This is a genomic window from Novipirellula sp. (genome assembly GCF_041583735.1).
In the GTDB taxonomy this organism is placed as follows: Bacteria; Planctomycetota; Planctomycetia; order Pirellulales; family Pirellulaceae; genus Novipirellula.
On sequence record NZ_JBFHFD010000009.1, the window covers coordinates 25,243 to 47,267 of the forward strand.

Consider the following 22,025-nt stretch of genomic DNA (forward strand, 5'->3'; position numbering starts at 1 on the left):
TTTTTAACGAGTTGATATTATGAGATTGCAAAATTACGTTCTGGCATTCATTGCGGCTATGGCCATTGGGATTCTCGCCAACGTCAGCCTTGCTGCCAACGGACCAAACGTTGTCCTGATCATGGCGGATGACTTCGGCTACGAATGCGTTGGGGCTAATGGCGGGCTGTCATACGCAACGCCTAATATTGATCGGCTCGCGAAGGATGGTGCACGGTTCACGCACTGTTACGCTCAACCGTTGTGCACGCCCACACGCGTACAACTGATGACCGGACTCTACAACTTTCGGAACTACACTCGGTTCTCTGAACTAGCGTCCGACCAACAGACGTTTGGCCACCTTTTGAAGGACGCGGGCTATGCAACATGCTTTGCCCACAAATGGCAGCTCGGGAAGGAACGCCCCGATCACTTTGGATTCGATGAGTACGCTATTCACAGTCCGGGGCGAAGTCACTGGGGAATGAAGGTCATCAACAACGGCACGACCATTGAGTTGCCGAAAGAGAACTATGGCCCCGACTATTTTGCAGATTTCGTTTGTGACTTTATCACACGCCACAAAGACGAACCGTTTTTTGTTTACTTCCCGATCTGGCTGACACATGAACCGTTCGATGCCACTCCTGATTCCGATGATCCATCAGGCAGGCAGGACAGAAGGCACTTCGGTGACATGGTTGAGTACCTCGACAAATGTGTTGGTCGCGTCGATGAGACGTTGGCGAAACTTGATTTGAGTGACAATACGCTGTTCATCTTTACCGGCGACAATGGAACCGTGAAAGGAATTGAATCGAAAACGAACGAAGGAATCGTTGTCGGGGGCAAGTCGCGTTTGACGAACGCGGGCACGCACGTACCGCTGATGGTGAGATGGCCAGACCGAATTCCACGCGGCACAGAGTCCGCAGACCTTGTCGATTTCACCGACTTTGTCCCCACACTCGCCGAAGCCGCTGGTGTCTCACTTCCGCAGACCGTGCCGTACGATGGACAGAGCTTCCTCACAAGGCTAACCGGCGGGCATGCCGAACCGCGTAAGTGGGTTTACCTTTCGCTCGACCCGCGAAAGCCCGACCAGCGTCTGCCGCCGGGGAAGCGTGGAACTTCCCCGACTGTCGGACCGGTTGACTGGTGTGTGCGAAACCACCGATGGAAGCTGTATCAGAATGGTGCGTTCTACGATGTCCAGGCCGACCCACTTGAAGAGCACTCAATCGCAAACGATCTCACCCCCGAGGCGGAAGAAGCGAAACAATTCCTGGCGTCAACACTTGGCAGATTTCCCGACCTCAAAAAACTGAAGAGGCAATCAAAGTAATGCCGTCCAGATACTTCATCTACGGAATCTTGTACGTCTGCTGTGTGGTGTCATTCGCATCGAGCGTCTACGCCGACGTGGACTTCAATCGCGACGTTCGACCGATCCTTGCCGACAACTGTTTTGAGTGCCACGGGCCAGACGAAGAAAGTCGTGAGGCTGATTTACGGCTGGACGTTTTGGACGAAGCCATTGACTGGGTGATCGAACCGGGAAAGGCAGATGACAGTTCACTGATTGACCGGTTGCTTTCCGACGATCCCGACGCTGTGATGCCGCCGCCACATTCCAAACGCAGGCCGACGAAGAAGCAGATTCAAATACTGAAAGACTGGATTGAGCAAGGTGCCGAGTACGAGGGACACTGGGCGTTTGCAGCACCAACGCGACCATCTGTTCCGGCAGTTGCTGATGAGGACTGGCCACGCAACACAATCGACAACTTTGTCGCCTCGCACCTTGATGCGGAATCTTTGAAACCGCGTCGTGATGCTGAGCCGCGCGTGCTTGCACGCCGCTTGAGCCTCGCTTTGACTGGACTGCCGATCCTTCCCGAAGAAGGTGATGCGTTTGCCGATGATTTCCAGCATAACGCAGAGCGAGCTGTGTCGTCACTGGTCGACAAGTTGTTGGCGTCAGAAGCCTACGGTGAACATCAAGCGTGGTATTGGATGGATGCGGCGCGCTACGCAGACACGAACGGGTATCAAGCCGATGGGCACCGCGTCATGTGGCCATGGCGAGATTGGTTGATCCGCAACCTGAATGCCAATCTACCTTTTGACAAACTGACTGAGCAGATGCTGGCCGGTGACTTGCTGATCCCCGAAGACCAGCAGGACTGGCAGTCCGCTGATTGGATTGCGGACGACGAAGCCAGAGAGTATCTGATCGCAACAGGGTTCCTGCGGAATCATCGTTATGACACGGGCAGCGGGACGATTCCCGCCGAGTCCAAGTTTGAAAACGCTGCGGACCGAATGGAAACGGTTGCCACGGTCTGGATGGGCATGACGATACTGTGCGCGCGTTGTCACACACACAAGTACGACCCGATCGAGAATCGTGAGTACTACGAATTGCTGTCGTTCTTCGACAATGTCCGAGAAGCCGGTTCCGCGCTCAAGATTGCTTCGCACCCTTACATCCACACGCCGACTCAGAAAGAACAAGCCAGACTGACGCAGTTACAGCAAGCCGCAAGGAACGCGGATGCGACCATGCTTGCAGCCGAGTCGAAAATTGCGGAAGCCCAGACGGCATGGGAGGAAGGCGGCAGACAGGCATCCACGCGTGTCACTCGCGGATTGAAATTTCACTACGCAGAAACGCCTCTTCATTTTGATGGCAAAGAATCGGTCGAAAAACCAAACGACGCGATCGCCTTATGTGCTGGTAACCGGCGTTGGACGATTTCGTTCTGGTTTCGGCCAAAATCGGACAAGGACTGTGCGATCTTTTCGAGCGTCGAAGAACCGGAACGCTACCGACAGGGAATTCAAGCCGATTGGGTCAATGAGAGAATCCGAGTTCGCCATGTTTGTCGGTGGGTGAACAGCTACATCGAATTTGAATCGACGGAGGCGCTCGCGGTCGGCAAATGGCACCATGTGACCTTCCGCTGCGATGGACGGATGCAAGGTATTGCGTATTCCGCGTCCGTCAATGGCAGCGACATTGCGATGGCCTGCACGCATCCAGTCACCAACGACTCGGCCGATAATGCTGGTAAGGCAAAGCTGGTTTTGGGCAGCAGTCCGTTCCTTCCGAGCTTCACAGGCGAGCTTCGAGACTTACGATTCTATGATCGAGAACTGAATGTCATCGAGGTGCGTTCGCTCGCCGATGCAAGGACCATCGATGAGATTGCCCGTATTCCGGCAGGCAAGCGAACTCGTACCGAAATGGAGACTTTGCGACTTGCATTTCTTGAGGATGACGGCTTCCCAGCAAATCTACGCGAACTTCGCAATGCTCGGTTAGCAGCCCAAGCCGAACTCGATGAAGCGATTCTCGAATCACCCACAACGATGGTGATGAAAGAAGGACGAACCAAACACACACGAATACGCTTGGCCGGGGTGTTTGATTCGCTTGGTGACAAAGTCGCAACCGACACGCCTGACTTCCTCCCTCCGCTTCCAGAAGAACAGCGAAACCGTTTGGCTCTCGCACACTGGCTCACACATCCCGATCACCCGTTGACTGCTCGCGTTGCCGTCAATCGTATTTGGCAAACGCTGTGGGGACGAGGTTTTGTCGATTCGCCTGAGAACTTCGGAACACAAACCGGTGAACCGTTGCACGCTGACCTACTGGACTGGTTGGCAACCGAATATGTTCGGCTTGGGTGGGACACCAAAGCACTGATCAAGCTGATTGTCACCAGTCGAACTTATCGACAAAGCTCAGACGCAAGCGAAGAGATGTGGCAGAGGGATCCACAGAATCGCAACCTCGCTCGCGGCCCTCGCTTCCGACTTCCTGTTCATACCGTCCGAGATCAAGCACTCTTTCTGAGCGGTCTTCTTGACGAAACAATCGGCGGTCCGCCGGTCATCATTGATGAAGTGATCGGTCAAAACGGCAAGATTGTGAAGCTGCCTTTTGAAACGTCGAACCGTCGACGCACGCTCTACACGTTTTGGAAACGCAACTCGCCGCACCCGATGTTGGCGGTCTTTGACGTTGCCGATCGCAATCAGTGTGAAGTCCGCACGATGCGAACCAACACGCCTTTGCAAGCGCTGGTCACGCTTAACGAACCCGGCTTTGCAGCATCCGCGAGAGAACTTTCAGACCGAGCACAGCAAGTGGCTCAAACCGAACCCGAGCAGCTTCGCTGGTTGTGGCGCGCCTGCACAGGGCGCATTCCAAGCGATGAAGAACTGCAGCACCTTCAAACCATTCGTAAGGACTACCTTGCGATTGCCGACGGCAATGAATCACAAGCATGGACGGCACTCTGCAACGTGCTGCTGAATCTCGATGCAACGATGACACTGGAGTAATGATGGGTCCTAACAATCAGCACAATCCGAGCTTGTCTCGTCGAGGAATCCTGAAAGGGCTTGGCGGCGTGATGGCAACCGGAGCGCTCAGCCAGCTACTCGGCGGTTTCCATGTCGAGGCCGCGTTTCGGCGTGCCAATCCGCCAGCCATCACCGGCTTCCCGGAATTCCCTGCCAAGGCAAAGCGAGTCATCTATCTGTTTCAGGCTGGTGGTCCCTCACAGATTGACCTGTTCGATCACAAGCCGCTGTTGGAAAAGTGGGATGGGACGGACTTGCCCAAGTCGGTGATGGGTGGCGTAAAGTTTACGGGAATGGTCAACGGCCAATCTCGCTTTCCAGTCGTCGCGTCACGATGGAAGTTCGCCAGACACGGCAAATGTGGTGCATGGGTCAGTGAGCTGATGCCCGAGTTCGCGAAAGTCGTGGACGATGTTTGCTTCATCAAGTCGATGACGACCACGCAAGTCGATCACGACGCTGCGATCACGTACATCCAGACTGGTCATCAAATCGCAGGCCGACCCACGATCGGAGCGTGGGCCGCGTACGGACTTGGAAGCGAGTGCGATGATTTGCCTGCTTTCGTCGTGCTACGAACGAAAGAAGGCGGCTCGTTTCTGATTGACCGCCACTGGGGATCGGGGTTTCTTCCGTCCCGATATCAAGGCATTCGCATCGGCGGATCGGATAAGGAACCCGTGCAGTACCTGAGCAACCCGGAAGGCATCTCGGACGCGATGCGCAGGCGAACGATTGCCGACATTGCGGAACTCAATCGCGAACATCGCCAACGAGTCAATGATCCGGAGATTGACACCCGTATCGCTCAGTTCGAGATGGCGGCGCGGATGCAGATGAGCGTTCCTGAATTGGCTGACTTCAGCGACGAACCGCAACACATTCTCGATCTATACGGCGAAGACGTCACACAGCCGGGCACATACGCTTACAACGCGCTGATGGCACGACGATTGGCTGAACGGGGTGTCCGTTTCGTTCAACTATTCCAAGGCGGCTGGGACCAGCACTCCAACTTGCCGAAGCAGATCGAACAATATTCGGCCTACTCGGATCGCGCCAACGCGGCGCTAATTCAGGATTTGAAACAACGCGGGATGCTCGACGACACACTCGTGATCTGGGGCGGCGAATTTGGACGAACCGTATTCTGTCAAGGCAAGCTGACGAAAACAAACTTCGGTCGCGAACATCATCATCTCGGATTCACGATGTGGATGGCCGGAGCAGGCGTGAAGCCGGGATTTACGTACGGCCAAACCGACGAGTGGAGTTTCCACACGGTGGAGAATCCTGTTCCTGTTCACGACATGAACGCCACGGTGTTGCACCAACTTGGTATTGATCACAAGCACTTGACGTACCGCTTTCAAGGCCGCGACTTTCGCTTGACCGACCTTGCGGGAGACGTAGTGAAGGAGATTCTTTCGTGAGAAACCGTTTCGCCGTGCTGCGGGAACGTTGCTGCCAGAAGTTCGAGTTGGCGGTAGTGGATCTTGTTAAAGATCCCGATGCGGCAGGATCTTTAACAAGATCCACTATGGTTAGGTCGTCAATGATTGTTCTGATGGTCCTAAGCCTGTCGGTATCAGTTCCACTTAGCGCTGAAGTTCCACCGAAGGTCGCGACGTTTATCGACAACCATTGCCTGGATTGTCACAGCGGCGATGACTCGGAACGAGGGTTCGATCTGGACGGTCTTTCGTTTGACCTTGCCGACACCGTGACTCACGACAAATGGGGGCGTGCGCTCGACCGCGTTCAGAACGGTGAAATGCCTCCTGCCGACGCCGGGAAACCCGATCAAGCCGACGTCAACGCATTTCTAAATGTACTTCAACCTCGATTGGTCTCAGCGGAAACGGAGCGTGTTGCCAAAGAAGGACGGGCAACAGTTCGCCGACTGAGCCGCGCCGAGCACATCAATGCACTCCGTGATCTGTTGAAGATGCCACTTCTCGACGCAGGCGACAAACTGCCGCCCGATCCTTTGTCTGATGGGTTCGGCAAGTCTTCATCGTCGTTGCCGTTTTCGCATGTTCAGGTCGATCGATATTTGGAAGTCGCCGATGACGCCTTACGAGCAGCGATGGCTCCACAGCGTGAAAAGCCTGAGTCAAAAAAGACCAGCGTCTGGATCAACGAACTTCGTGGGCAAACCATCGTTCTGGATAAAGGAAAGCCCAAGGAACAGAAGACGCTACGGTTGATACGTGAGGCGCAAGATGTCTATCTCGAATTCAAGCACGGCAGTGGATTACCGCTGATAGGACGCGAGCGAGACACTACGTTTGAAAGCCATCCTGGTAACTTCCAGACCAAGAAGCATGGCTATGTGTTAGACGAGAAGCCCTACATTGACGCCATCGGCATTGTCTCCAACGCCCCAATGAAGATCGGGCGAGCTAGCAAAGCCGGTCGCTATACGATTCGCATTGATGCGTTTGCGTTTCAGGCAAACAAAGGAACCGTCGAACCAACGCAGCGCACGGAAGTGATTGCAGTTTACGGCGATACTTCTTTGCTGGGCACGTTTGATGTGACCTCAAAAGACGGTCTTCAAGTTTCGGATGTTGAACTGAAGGCTGGCGAGACAATCAGTATCGCGATGGCAACATTGCCGTTGTGGCGAATCGAGGTTGGCGGCAAGACGGCCAAATATCTTTCCGTTGACGTTCCCGCCGTTGCGATCAAGGGGTTCGAGATTGAAGGGCCATTCGTTGATGTCTGGCCGCCGGAAAGTCATCGGCGTTTATTTGGAGATTTGGTTTTACAGCCGAATGACAAATCTGTTGCGAAGGTCAACTCGCCGTTGGACTACCAGATTGTGTCAGACACGCCGCCGAAGGACGCCCGTCGCCTGTTAACGACTTTCATGAACGAAGCCTATCGCCGCGAAATCTCTCCACACGATTTTGTGATTCCGATGGGCATGTTTGAGCGTCGACTGGCCAGTGGTGCTTCATTTCAGGATGCGATGATCTCTGCGTACAGTTCCGTATTGGGTTCGCCGAGCTTTATTCTTGTCGAGTTGCACGTGGGCGAATTGCCATCAAACGAGTTGGCTAATCGTTTGGCGTTGTTTCTTTGGAACGCACCAGCCGACGGTCGGCTTCGTGGATCGTTGAGTAAGGCGTTGAAGGATGATCGCTACCTTGCTTTCGTCGATGAGATGCTTGCTGATCCACGCTCGGATCGGTTCGTCGAACACTTTCTCGACCACTGGTTGAACCTGCGTGATATCGGAGTGACCGAACCGGACGAGAACTTGTATCGCGGCTACTCGACATGGACGCTGGAATCCATGCTGATGGAGACGCGGGCGTTCTTTAAAGAGATTATTCGCTGGGATTTGCCTGTTCGCAATGTGGTTGACTCTAACTTTCTGATGCTCAACGGCGAATTGGCTGAGCTTTATGGCATCGAAGGTCCAGCCGGTGCGAATGTGGCGCGAGTGGCCATCGAGGAGAATTCGATTCGTGGCGGCTTGTTGACGCAGGCAAGTGTGTTGAAAGTCAGTGCCAATGGCACGACAACGTCGCCCGTTGTACGTGGCGTCTATGTTATGGACCGATTACTTGGTGATCCGCCTCCACCACCGCCCGAAGCCGTCGCGGCGGTGGAGCCGGACATCAGTGGAGTGACCACGATTCGCGAGCAACTGGCCCGCCACCGTGCAGATCCCTCTTGTGCCTCCTGCCATCGTAAGATTGACCCACCGGGCTTTGCCTTAGAATCGTTCGACGTGATGGGCCGCTTTCGCGAGCGATACCATTCGCTGGAGAAAGGTGAACCAGTCGAGGGCATCAATCGACGAGCCAAGCCCATCAGATTCAAACTGGGGCTATCGGTCGATTCAAGCGGTGAGATGGAAGACGGTCGGCCATTCGCCGGTATCGAACAGTTTCGACGGTATATCGTGAAGGATGAACGAGCGATCGCTCGGAATCTACTTGAGCGATTGGTCATTTATGCGACCGGGCATCCAGTCGGCATCAGTGACCGACAGCATCTCGAATCGATTTTGGATGCCACCGCGAATGGTGGATACGGGCTTCGATCATTGATCCATGGCCTCGTCCAAAGTCCGTTGCTTCGGAATAAGTGAATACTCAACAAAGCCAACTCAAATGAAGAACGTCTATTTTCCAAAGCGTAAATCGCTCAAGCGTCGCACGCTGTTGAGAGCCACAGGTGCTAGCCTTGCGTTGCCTTTCCTTGACGCGATGCGTCCAGCGTTTTCTGCGGAACAGGATTCTCCGCTGCCGAAGCGGATGGTGGCAATCAATGTCGACCTTGGATTCATGCCCGAGCTGTTCTTTCCCAAGCAATCAGGCCGCGACTACGAGTTGTCCCCGTATCTTGCGCCACTCAATGATCTGCGTGATGATTTCACCGTCTTCTCAGGTCTCCATCATCCCGGAACCGGCGGACTGCATGCTGCGGATGTGTGCTTTCTGACGGGAGCGACTCATCCAACTCGGCCCGGCTTCAAGAATACGCTTTCGCTTGATCAACGGATCGCTCAGGAGGTTGGACATCTCACGCGGTTTGCATCCCTTTCGCTACGAGTCGGACCCGGTTCCAAATCACTGTCGTACACCGCCGATGGTGTTTCGCTTCCGGCGATCGAACGACCTAGCGAAGTGTATCGCCTGCTGTTCATGGAAGGATCGGCAGAACAGATTCAGAATCAAGTCCAACGGTTGCGAGACGGTCGCAGTTTGATGGACCAATTCGGTGACGAGATTCAGTCGCTTCAGCGCAGTGTCGGATACGCAGACAACCAGCGACTGCAACAGTACTTCGATTCGCTTCGTGAACTCGAAAAACGCCTCGAAATTCAGGAAGCTTGGTCGCAGCGTCCGAAACCGAAGGCCGACGTTTCCATGCCCCAAGACAATACGTCGCCGGGCGGGTTGATTCCGAAGACTCGAATGTTGTTCGACATGGCTCGGCTAGCCTTGGAAACCGATTCGACACGAGCAATCACGGTGCTGATCAACGAGGACTTTAATCCTACCGTCGACCTGCCCGGTGTGAACGCACCGCACCACGCGTTGACACACCAGTCATCGCAGAAGGAATCCGCCGAGGAGCTGGCAACGATCGAGAAGGCTCAAATGGATTGCCTCGCAGAATTGCTGCGAGAATTGCGCGACGTCAAAGAAGACGGAGTCACGCTGTTGAACCAGACGATGGTGTTGCAAGGCAGCAACCTTGGCAATGCAGCGCGGCACGATGGATTCAATTTGCCGGTGGTGCTCGCTGGCGGCGGATTCAAGCACGGATCGCATCTGGCGTTTGATCAGAAACGCAATGAGCCGTTGGCGAACGTATTCGTCAGCATGCTGCAGAATTTGGGTATCGAAGACGACGCTTTCGCCAGCAGCACCGGAACGCTGAGAGGGTTGAAGACATGAACAATGAACAGTGGAAAGTACTAAGGCAACGTCTATCTATACCGACAATCGCCGTTCTGTTGTCTTGCGTTATGTGCCCAGCTTCCTATGCCGATGAACCCGCGTTCTTTCGCGTTGAACAAATCGATGGCGATTGGAAGCTGCTTGATCCAAGTGGTCAGCCGTTCTACATGCGCGGTGTGAATCACTACGGCGACGGATCAGGTATGCCGTGGAACTTGAAGGAGAAATACGGGTCCGTCGCGAATTGGCGGGTATCGCTTCGAGACCGCAACAAGGCTTGGGGATTCAATTACTTGCCGCCTTCAATTGGGCCAACGGCACTCGATCCCAAAACAGTGCCGAAACCGCATGGACGCCATAACCTGATCAAGCGAACGCCGGAATGGTCGCCGGAGCAATATCTTGAGCTGGAGTTTCCCTTCACACTGTTTCTGGAATACCCAAAGCAGTACATGAGCGGGAACAACCTTCCTGATGTCTTCTCGAAAGAGTTCGAGCAGGGCGTTGAGCTCCGGTGTCGGGACGTCTGTCTGCCGCTCAAGAACAATCCCCACCTGATCGGATATCACTACACCCAAAACCCGCCTTGGCATCCGCAAGCGGAGAGTTTCAATCTTTGGATCGACGACATCACGCGACCCGGCATGGCTGGGCGAACAGCGTGGATTGCATTGATGCGTCAAATCTATGGGTCGACCGATCGTTGGTCTGCGGTCTACGGAATCCCAATCGAGTCATGGGAAGAAATCGAAACTTTGGACAACCCTCTGCGCGGCTATGTCAACGAGCGAAAACACTTGTCCGATCGAGAAGCGTTTATGCAACGCATTTGCGAACGCTGGTACAAAGTCCATCACGACGCTATACGCCGATATGACTCGAATCATCTGATCCTTGGTGATCGCAATACGCTGCACCTTCAACCGCTTCCAGAATATGCAATCCGAGTGATGAAACCCTACATCGACGTGCTGTCGATCAATGTCATGGGCCCACCGCCGATCGCGTACGAAGTTCTGGAAGATGCAACGAGAGTTTGGGACGGTCCGGTTCATCTGGCCGACACCGGGGCGGGCATCTACGCTGGCGAGCCACCCAAATCAACCTACCAAGCTCGCGACATCGCTGAGTTTGAACGAGTCTATGCGGGCATGATGCATATGGGGGTCGAGCATCCGCAAATCATCGGATTCGGCTGGTGCGGTTTCTACGAAACGCCACACCCCGGCGGTAGAGCCGGACTGGTCGATGTCGCCACCGGTGAACCACTGCCCGATCGGCTTGATGTTGTCAAACGTTGGAATCAATGGATGAGAGAAAAGTACGAAAGCTCTCGCTGACATTTTTTTAATATACGTTCTCTTTGAACACCAATTCAAACTTCTTCTATTCGGATTACTCATGACACGATGGCCCGGTATTGCTCAATTTCAACTCACCGACAACGTCGCAATCGTGACTGGCGGCTCGAAAGGGCTTGGCGAAGCGATGGCGGCCGGATTGGCTTCCGCGGGTGCGAACCTGTTGCTCGTCAGCCGAAACGAAGACGAAGCGAAAGCGGCTGCAGCAATCATTGCGGACGAGTATCCCGTGAAAGCCATCGGCATGGCCGCCGATGTGTCAAGCGAAGAACAAGTCGAAGCGATGGTCGCTCGCTGCATGGAAGAGTTCGGGCGTATCGACATCCTGATCAATAGTGCGGGTATCAACATTCGCGGCCCGATCGAAGAACTGTCGCTGGAAGATTTTCGCAAAGTCCAGAGCATTAACGTCGACGCGATGTGGCTGTGCTGCAAGCACGTTGCTGCCGTGATGAAAGAGCGTGAGTACGGACGAATCATCAACATGGCAAGCACACTGGGATTAGTTGGCTTGGCGAATCGCACGCCGTACGCGACCAGCAAGGGGGCGGTCGTGCAGATGACGCGAGCGTTGGGATTGGAATTCGCGCTCGACAAAATCACGGTCAACGCGATTTGCCCCGGGCCTTTCCTGACGCCAATGAACGTGCCAATCGCAGAAAGCGAGGAGGCGAAGAAGTTCATCGTCGGCGCGACTGCGGTCGAACGGTGGGGCGAAATGAAAGAAATTCAGGGAGCTTCGTTGTTCTTGGCCAGTCCTGCGTCCAGTTACATGACCGGAAGCATGCTGACTGTCGATGGCGGCTGGACAGCAAGGTAAGCATTCAACTTGGTGCCATAAATTGAGAGAACGCAATATGAAAACCATAAATCGACGTAGCGCGGTCAAACGCATTTCCGCGCTTGCTGCCAGCGTTGCACTTGCCAGTGACACCGTTTCCGCAGCCCCGACCAGAACAAAGACTGGTCTCGGCATCGTCATGTACGACTGCAAGTTTCGGCGAACGCTGCTCAGGAAACAGGACAAGTCGGTCAATCTTTATGAGCCGTTTCGGTTCCTTCGTCATTGTCATTCGCTCGGCGCGGGCGGCTCGCACGTTGGACTGGGAGCGATGAGTTCTGCTGAGGCAGGTAAGTTTCGCGAGGAAGCGAACAAGTATGGAATGTTCGTCGATGCGATCTTGAGCCCGCCGAAAGACGAGAACGATCTGCCGCGATTTGAAGCCGAGGTCAAGACCGCCAGCGAAGTGGGAGTTCAATCCGCTCGAACGGTGATCATCCCCGGACGCCGTTACGAGCGATTCAAGACCTTTGAGGACTTCCAAGAGTTCGAGCGACGTGGTCGACGTATGGTTGAACTGGCCGCCCCGATTGTTGAAAAGCACCGCGTGCCGCTGGCGATCGAGAACCACAAAGACCAACGCGTCGAAGACCGTCTCAAATTGTATGAGCACATCGACAGCGAATACGTTGGTGCATGCGTCGATACGGGGAACAGCTTCGCCTTGCTCGACGATGTCTACGGCAGCATCGAAGCACTTTCTCCCTACGCCTTTTCCGTACACTTCAAAGACCAAGCACTCACGGAATACGAAGAAGGATTCCTGTTGGGCGATATTCCGCTTGGTCAGGGCAGTTTCGATCTGAGAAGGATGATGAACATCCTGCGGATGAAGAAGCCTGATCTGAAATTCTCACTCGAGGTCATCACTCGCGATCCGTTGAAGGTGCCTTGTTTGAAGGATGACTACTGGAAGTCCGTAGCTGAGGCCAGCGGCAGCGATTTGGCTCGGTCGCTGCGTTTCGTTCGGAATCATCCTGCGAATGGGCAGACAATCAGCACACTGCCCCTTGAAAAACAAGTTGAGATCGAAGACGCGAACATTGTGGCAAGTCTGAACTACGCAAGTCAGGAGCTTGGACTATGAATCTATCCCGACGAAAACTGCTCATTGCAAGCGGCGTTGCGGGAACGACTCTGACTGCTCGTAGTTGGACGTCACTTGTCCGCGGTAATGTTCCCTCCAATCGCATCCGCGTCGGTGTGATCGGCACGGGCGTTCGCGGGAAGTACCTGATTGGAAACTTGCCGGAGTCGGCTCGCGTTGAGGCCATTTGTGACTGTGCGACTTCACGCATGGCCGACACGCTTAAACCGAAAGCTGAGTTCAAAGAAATACTCGCTGGTTTTGAATCGGAGCAAGCACGCCATTGCTCCACGCATCACGACTATCGGAAGATGCTCGACGAGGTCAAGCTCGACGCCGTCATCATCGCGACGCCTGACCATCATCACGTGCAAGCAGCGATGCAGGCACTTCATGCCGGCTTGGACGTTTACCTTGAGAAACCGCTGTCACTGACCATCCGGGAAGGCCGCTTGCTGGCCGACGCGGTCAAAGCAACGGGGCGGGTCCTACAAGTCGGTAGCCAACAACGCACGATGGCGGTGAATCGTTTCGCCTGTGAGTTCATTCGCGACGGGGGCCTTGGAAAGATCACGCGTGTTGATGTTCCCAACTATCCCGGCCCAATGACCATGCCAAGCTTTGCTGAACAGCCGGCTCCCGACGGCCTTCACTGGGATTTGTTTCTCGGTGCCGCACCTCAGCGTCCTCATCATCGCAAGTTATGGATCAAAGATGAATTCAAAGTTGGCGGCTTGCTTTGGCGAGGATGGGATTTGTATCGCGACTATTCCGGTCATTTGATGACCAACTGGGGCGGTCACAACATCGACATGGTTCAGTACGCACTGGGAATGGACGATGCAGGGCCGATCAAAGTGGAACTACTCCGTGATGTGAGCGAAGCTGCTCTGGCGAAGGACTGGGAGAAGAAATGGCACAAGAAAACGCCGAAGCCTGATGGGGCGTTTGCCGACGACTCGCGTTTCGCACCCATTCGCATGACCTACGCTGGCGGCATTGAAATGAACTTCATGCCGGATGTCGCCACCGCGACGTTCTATGGCGAGCGTGGCCACATGACGATCGCTCGAAATAAATACAAATGCACCCCGCAGAATCTCATCAAGAATGCTCCTGATTCATCCGCCATGGAGCAATGGGACGCTGGTGGACACGTCGCCCGTCCACACCTACAGAACTGGCTCGACTGCATCCGCTCGCGACGAGAGCCAAATGCACCGGTCGAAGTCGGTCATCGCTCGGCAACAGTCTGTCACCTTGCCAACATCGCTCGTGATTTAGGCCGCACATTGCACTGGAATCCCGAGTCCGAACAGTTCACCAGTGACGCTGAAGCGAATCGCCTTCTCGAACGACCTCGCCGCGAAGGCTATCAACTTCCCGGTGTCAGTTAGTCCTGTTCGCTCATTCAAGGACGACAATGAAATACACCGTTCTACTCTTCATCACTCTTTGTACCGTTTGCAGCGGTCAGGAGTGTCGCGGGGCGCTTCAAAAGGGACCACCGATGGGCGCTTCTGGTCCCTTTTGAATTTGGTGGTCGAGATTTCGGCGATTGGTCGCCGGTTCTATGAATTCTTTTCGGCAGGCGAGCCGGTGGGCGCTTTGGTCCCTTTTGAACTTTCTGGACCTTTTCCGAGTCGATAGCTTCGACCGGTGATCTTCATGATCTCGGCCGACTGCAAGAAGCGATCTAGGATTGCACTGGCGCTCGGTACGTCGCCAATCAGTTTGCCCCAATCTTCCAATGGTCGATTGCTCGTCATCATCGTGCTGCGCACCTCATGGCGACGCATGATGATCTCGAACAGGTACTCCCCACTTCGCTTTGGAAGTTGCTTCATTCCCATGTCGTCGATGATCAGCAGGTCTGGCTTGAGATAGCGGTTCATCACTTTTTCTTCCCCGCCGATCGCTTCGTCGTGCAGGAAGTCACGCACAACATCGAAGATACTTCGGTAGTACACCGATGCGCCACTACGGATCACTGCGTGACCGACCGCTTGGGCAAGATGGCTTTTACCCGTACCGGGAGGACCGCATAGCAGTATGTCGCGTGATTGACGCAGGAAGTGACCACTCGCCAAGTCAAAGATCCTTGCTCGATCGATGCTTTTATTGAATGAAAAATCAAAGTCTTCTAAGCGACGAAGATCGCGAAAGCCGGCGCGTTTGACGCCACGAGCGATGCGCCGATCGCCACGCACAAGTGACTCGTCGGCGAGCACCAGTTCCAAGAACTCTAAGTGCGTCAACTTGCTCGACACCGCTTCGGCCAGACGCACTTCCAGCGTCTCAGCTAAGCCGCTCAAACGAAGTTCGCGAAGCGTGCGGGTTAATGATTCATTCATCAGTCATTCCTCCTTGAGATTGATACAGATTCCTTTGCACACACTCGTGTACGAATTGGTCGTAGCTTGCCAACGGACGGATCAATTCATGATCTTCCAAGAATGGCATCAGTTGTTGAACAGCTTCTTTACGTTTGATTAAGTTCCGAAGTGTGCGGAGGTGGAAGTCGCCGTGACGCCATGCGATGTCGCACGCCTGTTCGATTTGGTCGTAGCGATGTTTGTTCGCAAGTTGGATCAGGCCTTGCAGGACGCGGTGTCCGGTGATCCCGCGTTGTTCCAGCATCGTTTCACTCCAACGCGCACTATAGATACCGATTGACGACGCTTTTCGCAGTAAATACGCGCTTCCACGCTCGATCGAATTGATCTTCGTGCTGGCGATATGCTGAGGCTTTGTGTTGTGTTTTCCATCAGCGCTTCGAGCAAAAACTGCGATCTGCGTCAGTTCGTTATCGAGTAGTCGAACCGTGCGTGAATCCCATCGCACCCAGACGGAGTGACCGACGTATTCAGGTGGCGCGCTGTAATAGGCGTTCTTCACTGCGACGTGGCCGTCGCGACTGACCTTCCGCCGTCCCTCGGAAAAGTTTGGGAATCGATCGATCCGAAGCGTTTGCAATGCCGGCTTCTCGATCGTTTCGAAATGTGTTCCGACTTGCTTACGAGTCGTCCCGTGAATTCGCTTGTCGGCGACGTTCGCTTCCCAATTGGTCAGGTAGTCATTCTCTTCACAGAGCGATGCAAACGACATTCCTTTGAGTCCGTTCTCTTGGACGTAGTCGACGCCACGCTCGACCTTGCCCTTGTGCCTTGGTGTGTAAGGACGCGTCGGCAAGATTGTGGTGTTGTAGTGCTCGGCGAATGCTCGGAGCTTCGGTACCAACTCTGGGTCATACCAGTCCGGATTCTTGACGGCCGCCTTGAGGTTGTCGATCACGACGACCTTGGGCACTCCACCGAAGGCAACGAAAGCGTTCTCGAGTGCGGTGATGAACTCGTCGGTGGTTTGGCGGTAAACGACTTCGGCATATCCCTTTCGTGAATGACTCAGTACGACGCGCAGCACATGCGTTTTACGTCGTCGACCATTAGCATCGATGACTGGCGCACCGGTACCGAAATCGACTTGCGCTTCGAAGCCAGGCTCGACGTCGAGACGGCGAAATGCTTCGGGCTTTTCGGTGCGAAGTTTCTTGACGAATCGACGGACGCTGTAATAGCTACCCTGGTAAGCGTGCTCTGTCTGCAAGTCTTGGAAGACACGTTGAGCCGATAGGCCTGCGATGAGCATCTGCTCGATCGCCTCGCGAAACGGCTGGCATTGGCTGGGCGAATTGGGCACCGTCTGCTCGCTTGGTGCGGCCAAATCCGCCAACTCCGCGACCGGTTCCGCGGCCGCAATCCCGGTGGGCGCGCTGGTCCCTTTTGGATCTGCATTGGCGGCGGTTTCGGCCTCAATAGCAGCCAATTGCCGTCTGACGGTCTTGCGATCGACGCCGACCGCTGCCGCGATCTGCCTCTGAGACAATCCCTGTTGATGTAACTGCTTTATCGAATTGGACTTAGTCACGCTTAAATGATTGGCCACCGGATACCATTTCTCCGTTTCGCGGAACGCAAAACGAGATACGGTAGTTCGGCCAATCCCCTCACAGTGTGGAGGACTTTGAAGCGCCCATTACTGGTCCCTTTTGGGCGCCCCGTGACATCTAATCAAATTCCCTTACCGGGACATCAGAAGGCCGACAAAGTTGTGGTGTTCGATGGATCCACGTGTTTCCAGATCCGCGGATCGATCGCAATGCGGACAGCCAACGATTGCAACTCTTTGACGTGCAGTACACCAATCCCTATTCCCCGACCGAACTGACACACCGTGAACGGGACTCAACGCCCGAACCACCTGAATCGGTTTGGGTTCGCAACCTAAAAGCGTTGGTGGCAGTCGTCACTGCTTATTCAATGCTGTGCGTCGTGTACGCGATCTCGGGTAGGGCGATGCCTGAATCGCTCGTTGTGGCGCTGCTGGTGGTCGGATCGGTCGCATCCGCATGGGCAAACTTGACGCTAGGTCCAAGAATTGGCTGGGATCGCGGCGGACTTCCCGTTGCATTCGTTGTGTTTTTTCTCGCGTTGGCCGCGTATTCGGGGTGCGCACTTGTTGCGGGTGGCATGTTATACCGTGCACTCAACCCAGTGACAATCTATACTCCGATGCGAGTTGACCCCGACACCATCTGAGTAGACCCATTCGCCGCAGGTGCGAGCACGGAGTCGATGTCAATTGAAAATACCATGTTATTCACCGTGCCGTGGTGCACGGCGGGCTTTCTGCTTTTGGGAACAACTCGGAGAGGCTTGGCGTGCATAACTTCATTGTGTATTCGTTGCTTCTATTGCTGAGTACGACGGTGCTGCCCTCATGTCTGTTCGCGCAGACGACACAGTCGCCTGAAGAAGTCCAGGTGATCATCACGGGCACAGGGCAACGAGGTAAACACCTTATCACGCAAACTCTGTTCTTGGACTGCAAGGACAATACAGTGCTCTGGCAGATCCGAGGTGACGGCACGCTTCCTGAAACGTCGTCGGGAACGCTTGAGCTTGAGTCTAGCCGGTTGGAGCGGTTTATCGCTCAACTGAAGCTTGATCTTGATCCGGATCGGTTGATGCCGTTTCACGATGAAGAGCACTCGTGTCGGTATACCTTTGCAGTGATTCGAAATCATCGACTGGAGTGGAGCGGGTCGATTGGCGAAGGCGATTTTCGATTCGGACTGAAGAGTAGCAGGATCATGACACCTGTACTGCATGCAATTCAAACCAAACGCGTGATCCGCGGCGGCTTCCTTTACTACTATTTCTTGTCCGACTATTCCTTCAAGTACCGGGCCAGAGGTTACCTTGTCGACGAACAAGAGTCTACCAGTTCGCCAGCGGAGATCGGTTCGGACGAAACAGAATGATCGAGTCCACTAAAGTCGCCGCGTCAATGTTGTATCAGTGTGATTTTCGCTATTGGTGGATCGCTGCGCTTCATCGAATTGCTATCCGCTTAGATGTTCAACGTTCAGTCATGGGGGCGAGTTTGCGCGGGAGTTTGCCTGTCAGCTGGACGCCAACTGTTTGAATCCACTGGCCGCAGATCGTCAGCGTTCTAGTGCGGACGCCGTCTTGATCTCTTGTGGCCCTTCGTGTGATCCGCAGTCGCATGACTCCCCCGTCACTCGCGCCGTGTGGTCTGAGGGTGTTTTTCTCTGATTAAAAGACGAATCCGACCGAACACACGACGCGACGTTCCTGGAGAGTCGAGCGCCTTTGAATGTTGGAAGTGCACCAATGAGATCAAGACGCTGTTACCAGACCCGCCAAATGACCGGCGGCCCGATCAGCGATTATCGGATCACGGCAGCGGATACCGAGAGTGTGACGTCGTTGCCCGTGAAGGCCGCACGGCGGGCGGGGAAGACGTGCGGGTTCCCTACACATTAACGTGCGAAGGGGGCGGAGCTCGAACCGGACTTTGCGATTTCAATTCAACTCGAGTTCGCCTGGGGCTAAAACGCTGGCACGCACTGGCAGGATTCGTTCTAATCGAGTTCCATCACCGGCCCAAGTGAATGCCGATAAAGTTCTGACGCCGATCTATCCCCGTTCCTACGCATGCGCGGATAGATCGCAACTCGTTCGCCGAATCGATCAGATCAAGATGCCACACGCTCCATTGATGCTTCTGCTGATCGTGTTGCCAGTGATAGCCTCATGGAAGCACCAGCAGTTTGACAATGAACTCGCAATGCTTGAAAACGCGATTGATCGACAACGCACGATTTGCGCCAAAGCGGAACGCGTCGAATACGTCCCGCTCTATCACTGCAGTTTGCAGCAAACCACCGCAATGATCCAAGGCACCACCTTGCCTACTCACCAGAAGTACGTTTCACGCGGTCCCGAATGGCAACGCGCGAATCGATTCCTCGGCGTACTGCGCGCCGATCACGTTGAAGTGAGGAAAGACGCGCACACCTGGCTGGCCAGATTAATTTCAGTTTGTATCGCCTCCGGAGTATGCACATTTGCCGTGATCGCCATGAGACAATTGCTTCTCGTCAGCTCCGCCGAGTTCAAGCGGAAGAAGGCTCGACCAACCCGCGGATGCACGCGGAGCCGCGCGGTCGTCGTTTTACTGTGATCAGATCGCTCGCCGCCGCCCGGTGATCCGTGCCTGTCGCGCTGCTAGCGGACGCCAGTTGCGCCGCAGCACATTCATTCGTGTCATTCGTGCTATTCGTGGACAATCTCTTCTCCGCTGGTTCCGTCAATGCCCAACGCCTGACATCCCGACTGCGTTTGGTGCGCCCAAAGACGCCGTTATCAGCGCAACGCTGATGAACTGTGTGCAAGAGAGTTCGGAAGCGGGCGGTTCGGAGGTCCTCACCTCCGCAACAGCCCTGGAACAGCGACACATCCCATTCGGCGGTCTCGACCCGCTGCGGACTGTGTCGGCCTTTCAGTCTTGCAGCGAAGGTGCATCGGAGTCCAGGCCCTGGCGGGCCCGGCAAGCACGCTGTCAGTCCGCTGGGCTTTCGCATCCCGGGGTGGTGGTCAGGTCGTTTCGCTGGTTCGGTGACGCTTGAAACGCTGGCATCAACCCAAAGGATCCGTTCTAATCCCATCCTGCCGGGCGGCCGATCTATCCCGTTTGTTTTCCTCGAATGCTGCCGTTGGTCGGATCGCAGGTCGCTTTCACGACACACTCATTTACGAATGTCGAAGTACTCAGTTGCCACGTGAATACTGAAGCCAATCCCTATTCGCCCGTAGAGTCTGAATCAGCAAATGAGCCTCACGCTGAACGTCATCGATGGTTGCCGACGGAGATTGTGGTCTTGTATGGCCTTGCATTTTTCTACGGCGTCAGCCAGGTCTTCCGTTACTCCAGCGGCACACTTGATCTGCTAGGAGGAATCCTATTCGCATTTGTGTTGACCGCCTGGGCCGTGGCCGATAGCCGCCGCAGAGGCAATCCGATGGTCTCGATCGTCCGTGTGTTGTATCTACTGTTTTGTCCTCTTTCAACGTTCCTCTATCTCGTCGGTACGCGTGGATTTTGGGGGGTGGGATGGTTTCTTCTCAATGGCGTGTTCCTGTATGCCAGCATCGCGGTTGGCCTGCTCGTGATGTTCTATTTGCTTTACTTCACGGGGCATTGGGAGTTGATGGACCAAGCATTCTTTGAGGAGTGATCCAGCAGCATCGGATTGTGATGGAGGTTCTGGTGCACCACGTATCGCCGGCGAGTGAGGCCAGATGAGACTGAATCCGATCGAACGTCGATTCTCTATCGCGGATCTCTGCGTTGCGGCGGGATTGATTGCGATTCATCTCGCACTCGCAAAAGTCGTGGCGGAGACCGATGCGTCGGCTATTTGGGTTAGTGTCTTTGCATTGCCGTTGGTCCTCTCCGCTTTCATTCAATTTAGACTGTCGCTCTCCTGGCAAACCGCCACATTGCTCCATTACCCGACCGCAGTGTTCTGGGCGTTTTGGTTTGGAGTCGCTGTTTCGAGCTTTTGGCGGCAATCCAGTGGTGATTGGCAACAACGCGAGAGCATTGGTCTTGCGCATCCGATTGAAGCAGGTGCTGCGTTTGCACAAGCGATGTGTGTCGCCGGTATTGTAACAACGATGGTGTATGCTTGGGCATCCTTCATCTTCTCGTCGATCGCGGATCCGATGGTTAAACGATGATCTCCCTTACACTCCCACACGTTTTTCACCTCGTGCGTGGGGCCATGCTGATTGCGTTGGCTTCTTGTTTTGGATGCTCTCACCCGAACCAAGATGACTCCGTGAACGAGCGTTCGCCGATGCTGACGAATCAGTGGGGAATGCAGTTCGTTTTGATTCCGGCTTCGGGCGAAGACTGGAAGATGTATTGCGAACGTCACGGCATCGAATTTCAACCGGTCTCCACGTTTTACCTGCAGCGATCCGAATTGTCCCGACTGGAGTTTGCCGCCGCGTTCCCGGAGGATCAGCGTGGCGATCAGGGGGAAGATCTTCATCCATCGCAATTGATCTCATCTTGGGTCGACGCGGTGAGGCTGGTTCACGCACTGTCCGCCAGAGACTCCTCGTATGAATATCGACTACCAACGGTTGCCCAGTGGCGATACGCGCACTTCCTGTATCTGAAACACGGTCATGGTGGGCCCGCGGAACGTCTGGAGGACATGGCAGGAGGAAATTGGGAATTCGCAGTCCGAACCAGAATGTTCGACGAAGACGCCATTCGGGATACGTATGATCCAGCGTTTAACGCGGAAAGTTTCGTACTGACGGGTTCGCCGCCTGACCACGAACACTCCACCTTCGCGCACTACGCCAGCCCGACGCCTGCGACCGGGGATGATGGAATCGATGAATACACCGGCGTGCGATTGGTGCTGATCACGTCGCTTGTTCACTGACGTTTGTGATGGGTGGTTGGAACTCGCTGCGACCCCGTCCGGCAACGCTGTGAAGCATTTTTTAGCGGTAGGGCGCGAGCCCTCCGGTGTTTCGGGAACGATGAGGGACCGGAGGGCTTGC

The 22,025-nt window shown here is 54.7% G+C and carries 17 protein-coding genes; 15 read left to right on the forward strand and 2 right to left on the reverse strand.

Going from position 1 to position 22,025, the window contains the following annotated elements; genetic code table 11:
- The first annotated feature begins 19 nt into the window (after window positions 1-19).
- The 9 genes from ABX962_RS01725 (at window position 20) to ABX962_RS01765 (ending at window position 14,471) form a co-directional block, all read left to right on the forward strand.
- Window positions 20-1,327: a sulfatase-like hydrolase/transferase gene (locus tag ABX962_RS01725; RefSeq protein ID WP_372716028.1), complete on the forward strand. Its 1,308-nt coding sequence runs from the start codon at window positions 20-22 to the stop codon at window positions 1,325-1,327.
- Complete coding sequence (locus ABX962_RS01730) at window positions 1,327-4,338, forward strand: DUF1553 domain-containing protein (RefSeq protein WP_372716030.1); 3,012 nt, start codon at window positions 1,327-1,329, stop codon at window positions 4,336-4,338. Before ABX962_RS01725 ends, ABX962_RS01730 begins: the two co-directional genes overlap by 1 nt.
- Complete coding sequence (locus ABX962_RS01735; protein WP_372716032.1) at window positions 4,338-5,792, forward strand: DUF1501 domain-containing protein; 1,455 nt, start codon at window positions 4,338-4,340, stop codon at window positions 5,790-5,792. The genes ABX962_RS01730 and ABX962_RS01735 overlap by 1 nt, the downstream gene beginning before the upstream one ends.
- Before the next feature lie 122 nt (window positions 5,793-5,914).
- Entirely contained in the window at window positions 5,915-8,467 is a 2,553-nt protein-coding gene (locus ABX962_RS01740) for a DUF1588 domain-containing protein (protein WP_372716034.1), read from the forward strand.
- Window positions 8,468-8,489: 22 nt separating this feature from the next.
- Complete coding sequence (locus ABX962_RS01745) at window positions 8,490-9,782, forward strand: DUF1552 domain-containing protein (protein ID WP_372716036.1); 1,293 nt, start codon at window positions 8,490-8,492, stop codon at window positions 9,780-9,782.
- A gap of 71 nt (window positions 9,783-9,853) precedes the next feature.
- Window positions 9,854-11,125, forward strand: a complete 1,272-nt coding sequence (locus ABX962_RS01750) for a hypothetical protein (protein ID WP_372716038.1) — start codon at window positions 9,854-9,856, stop codon at window positions 11,123-11,125.
- 61 nt (window positions 11,126-11,186) lie between these two features.
- The gene (locus ABX962_RS01755; RefSeq protein WP_372716040.1) at window positions 11,187-11,966 is read left to right on the forward strand and encodes an SDR family NAD(P)-dependent oxidoreductase; all 780 of its coding nucleotides are present in this window, start codon (window positions 11,187-11,189) and stop codon (window positions 11,964-11,966) included.
- A gap of 37 nt (window positions 11,967-12,003) precedes the next feature.
- A complete protein-coding gene (locus ABX962_RS01760; protein WP_372716042.1) occupies window positions 12,004-13,074 on the forward strand; it encodes a sugar phosphate isomerase/epimerase family protein in 1,071 nt (356 codons plus the stop codon).
- On the forward strand, window positions 13,071-14,471 hold the full coding sequence (locus ABX962_RS01765) for a Gfo/Idh/MocA family protein (RefSeq protein WP_372716044.1): 1,401 nt from the start codon (window positions 13,071-13,073) through the stop codon (window positions 14,469-14,471). The genes ABX962_RS01760 and ABX962_RS01765 overlap by 4 nt, the downstream gene beginning before the upstream one ends.
- Window positions 14,472-14,645: 174 nt before the next feature.
- On the opposite strand, the gene istB is transcribed toward ABX962_RS01765, so the two are convergent.
- Window positions 14,646-15,428: an IS21-like element helper ATPase IstB gene (istB, locus tag ABX962_RS01770; protein ID WP_372716046.1), complete on the reverse strand. Its 783-nt coding sequence runs from the start codon at window positions 15,426-15,428 to the stop codon at window positions 14,646-14,648.
- Window positions 15,421-17,001, reverse strand: coding sequence for an IS21 family transposase (gene istA / locus ABX962_RS01775; protein ID WP_372716048.1), 1,581 nt, complete (start codon window positions 16,999-17,001; stop codon window positions 15,421-15,423). Before istA ends, istB begins: the two co-directional genes overlap by 8 nt.
- Window positions 17,002-17,204: 203 nt before the next feature.
- Between istA and ABX962_RS01780 the strand changes: the two genes are divergently transcribed.
- The 6 genes from ABX962_RS01780 to ABX962_RS01805 all read left to right on the forward strand — a co-directional run bounded on the left by ABX962_RS01780 (window position 17,205) and on the right by ABX962_RS01805 (window position 21,904).
- Window positions 17,205-17,672, forward strand: coding sequence for a hypothetical protein (locus tag ABX962_RS01780; RefSeq protein WP_372716050.1), 468 nt, complete (start codon window positions 17,205-17,207; stop codon window positions 17,670-17,672).
- 122 nt (window positions 17,673-17,794) lie between these two features.
- Entirely contained in the window at window positions 17,795-18,397 is a 603-nt protein-coding gene (locus ABX962_RS01785; protein WP_372716052.1) for a hypothetical protein, read from the forward strand.
- A 743-nt stretch (window positions 18,398-19,140) separates the two neighbouring features.
- A complete protein-coding gene (locus ABX962_RS01790) occupies window positions 19,141-19,623 on the forward strand; it encodes a hypothetical protein (protein ID WP_372716053.1) in 483 nt (160 codons plus the stop codon).
- A 598-nt stretch (window positions 19,624-20,221) separates the two neighbouring features.
- Window positions 20,222-20,677, forward strand: a complete 456-nt coding sequence (locus ABX962_RS01795; RefSeq protein WP_372716055.1) for a hypothetical protein — start codon at window positions 20,222-20,224, stop codon at window positions 20,675-20,677.
- A gap of 64 nt (window positions 20,678-20,741) precedes the next feature.
- Window positions 20,742-21,182: a hypothetical protein gene (locus ABX962_RS01800; RefSeq protein ID WP_372716057.1), complete on the forward strand. Its 441-nt coding sequence runs from the start codon at window positions 20,742-20,744 to the stop codon at window positions 21,180-21,182.
- 101 nt (window positions 21,183-21,283) lie between these two features.
- Window positions 21,284-21,904, forward strand: a complete 621-nt coding sequence (locus ABX962_RS01805; protein ID WP_372716059.1) for a hypothetical protein — start codon at window positions 21,284-21,286, stop codon at window positions 21,902-21,904.
- The last annotated feature ends 121 nt before the right edge of the window (window positions 21,905-22,025 follow it).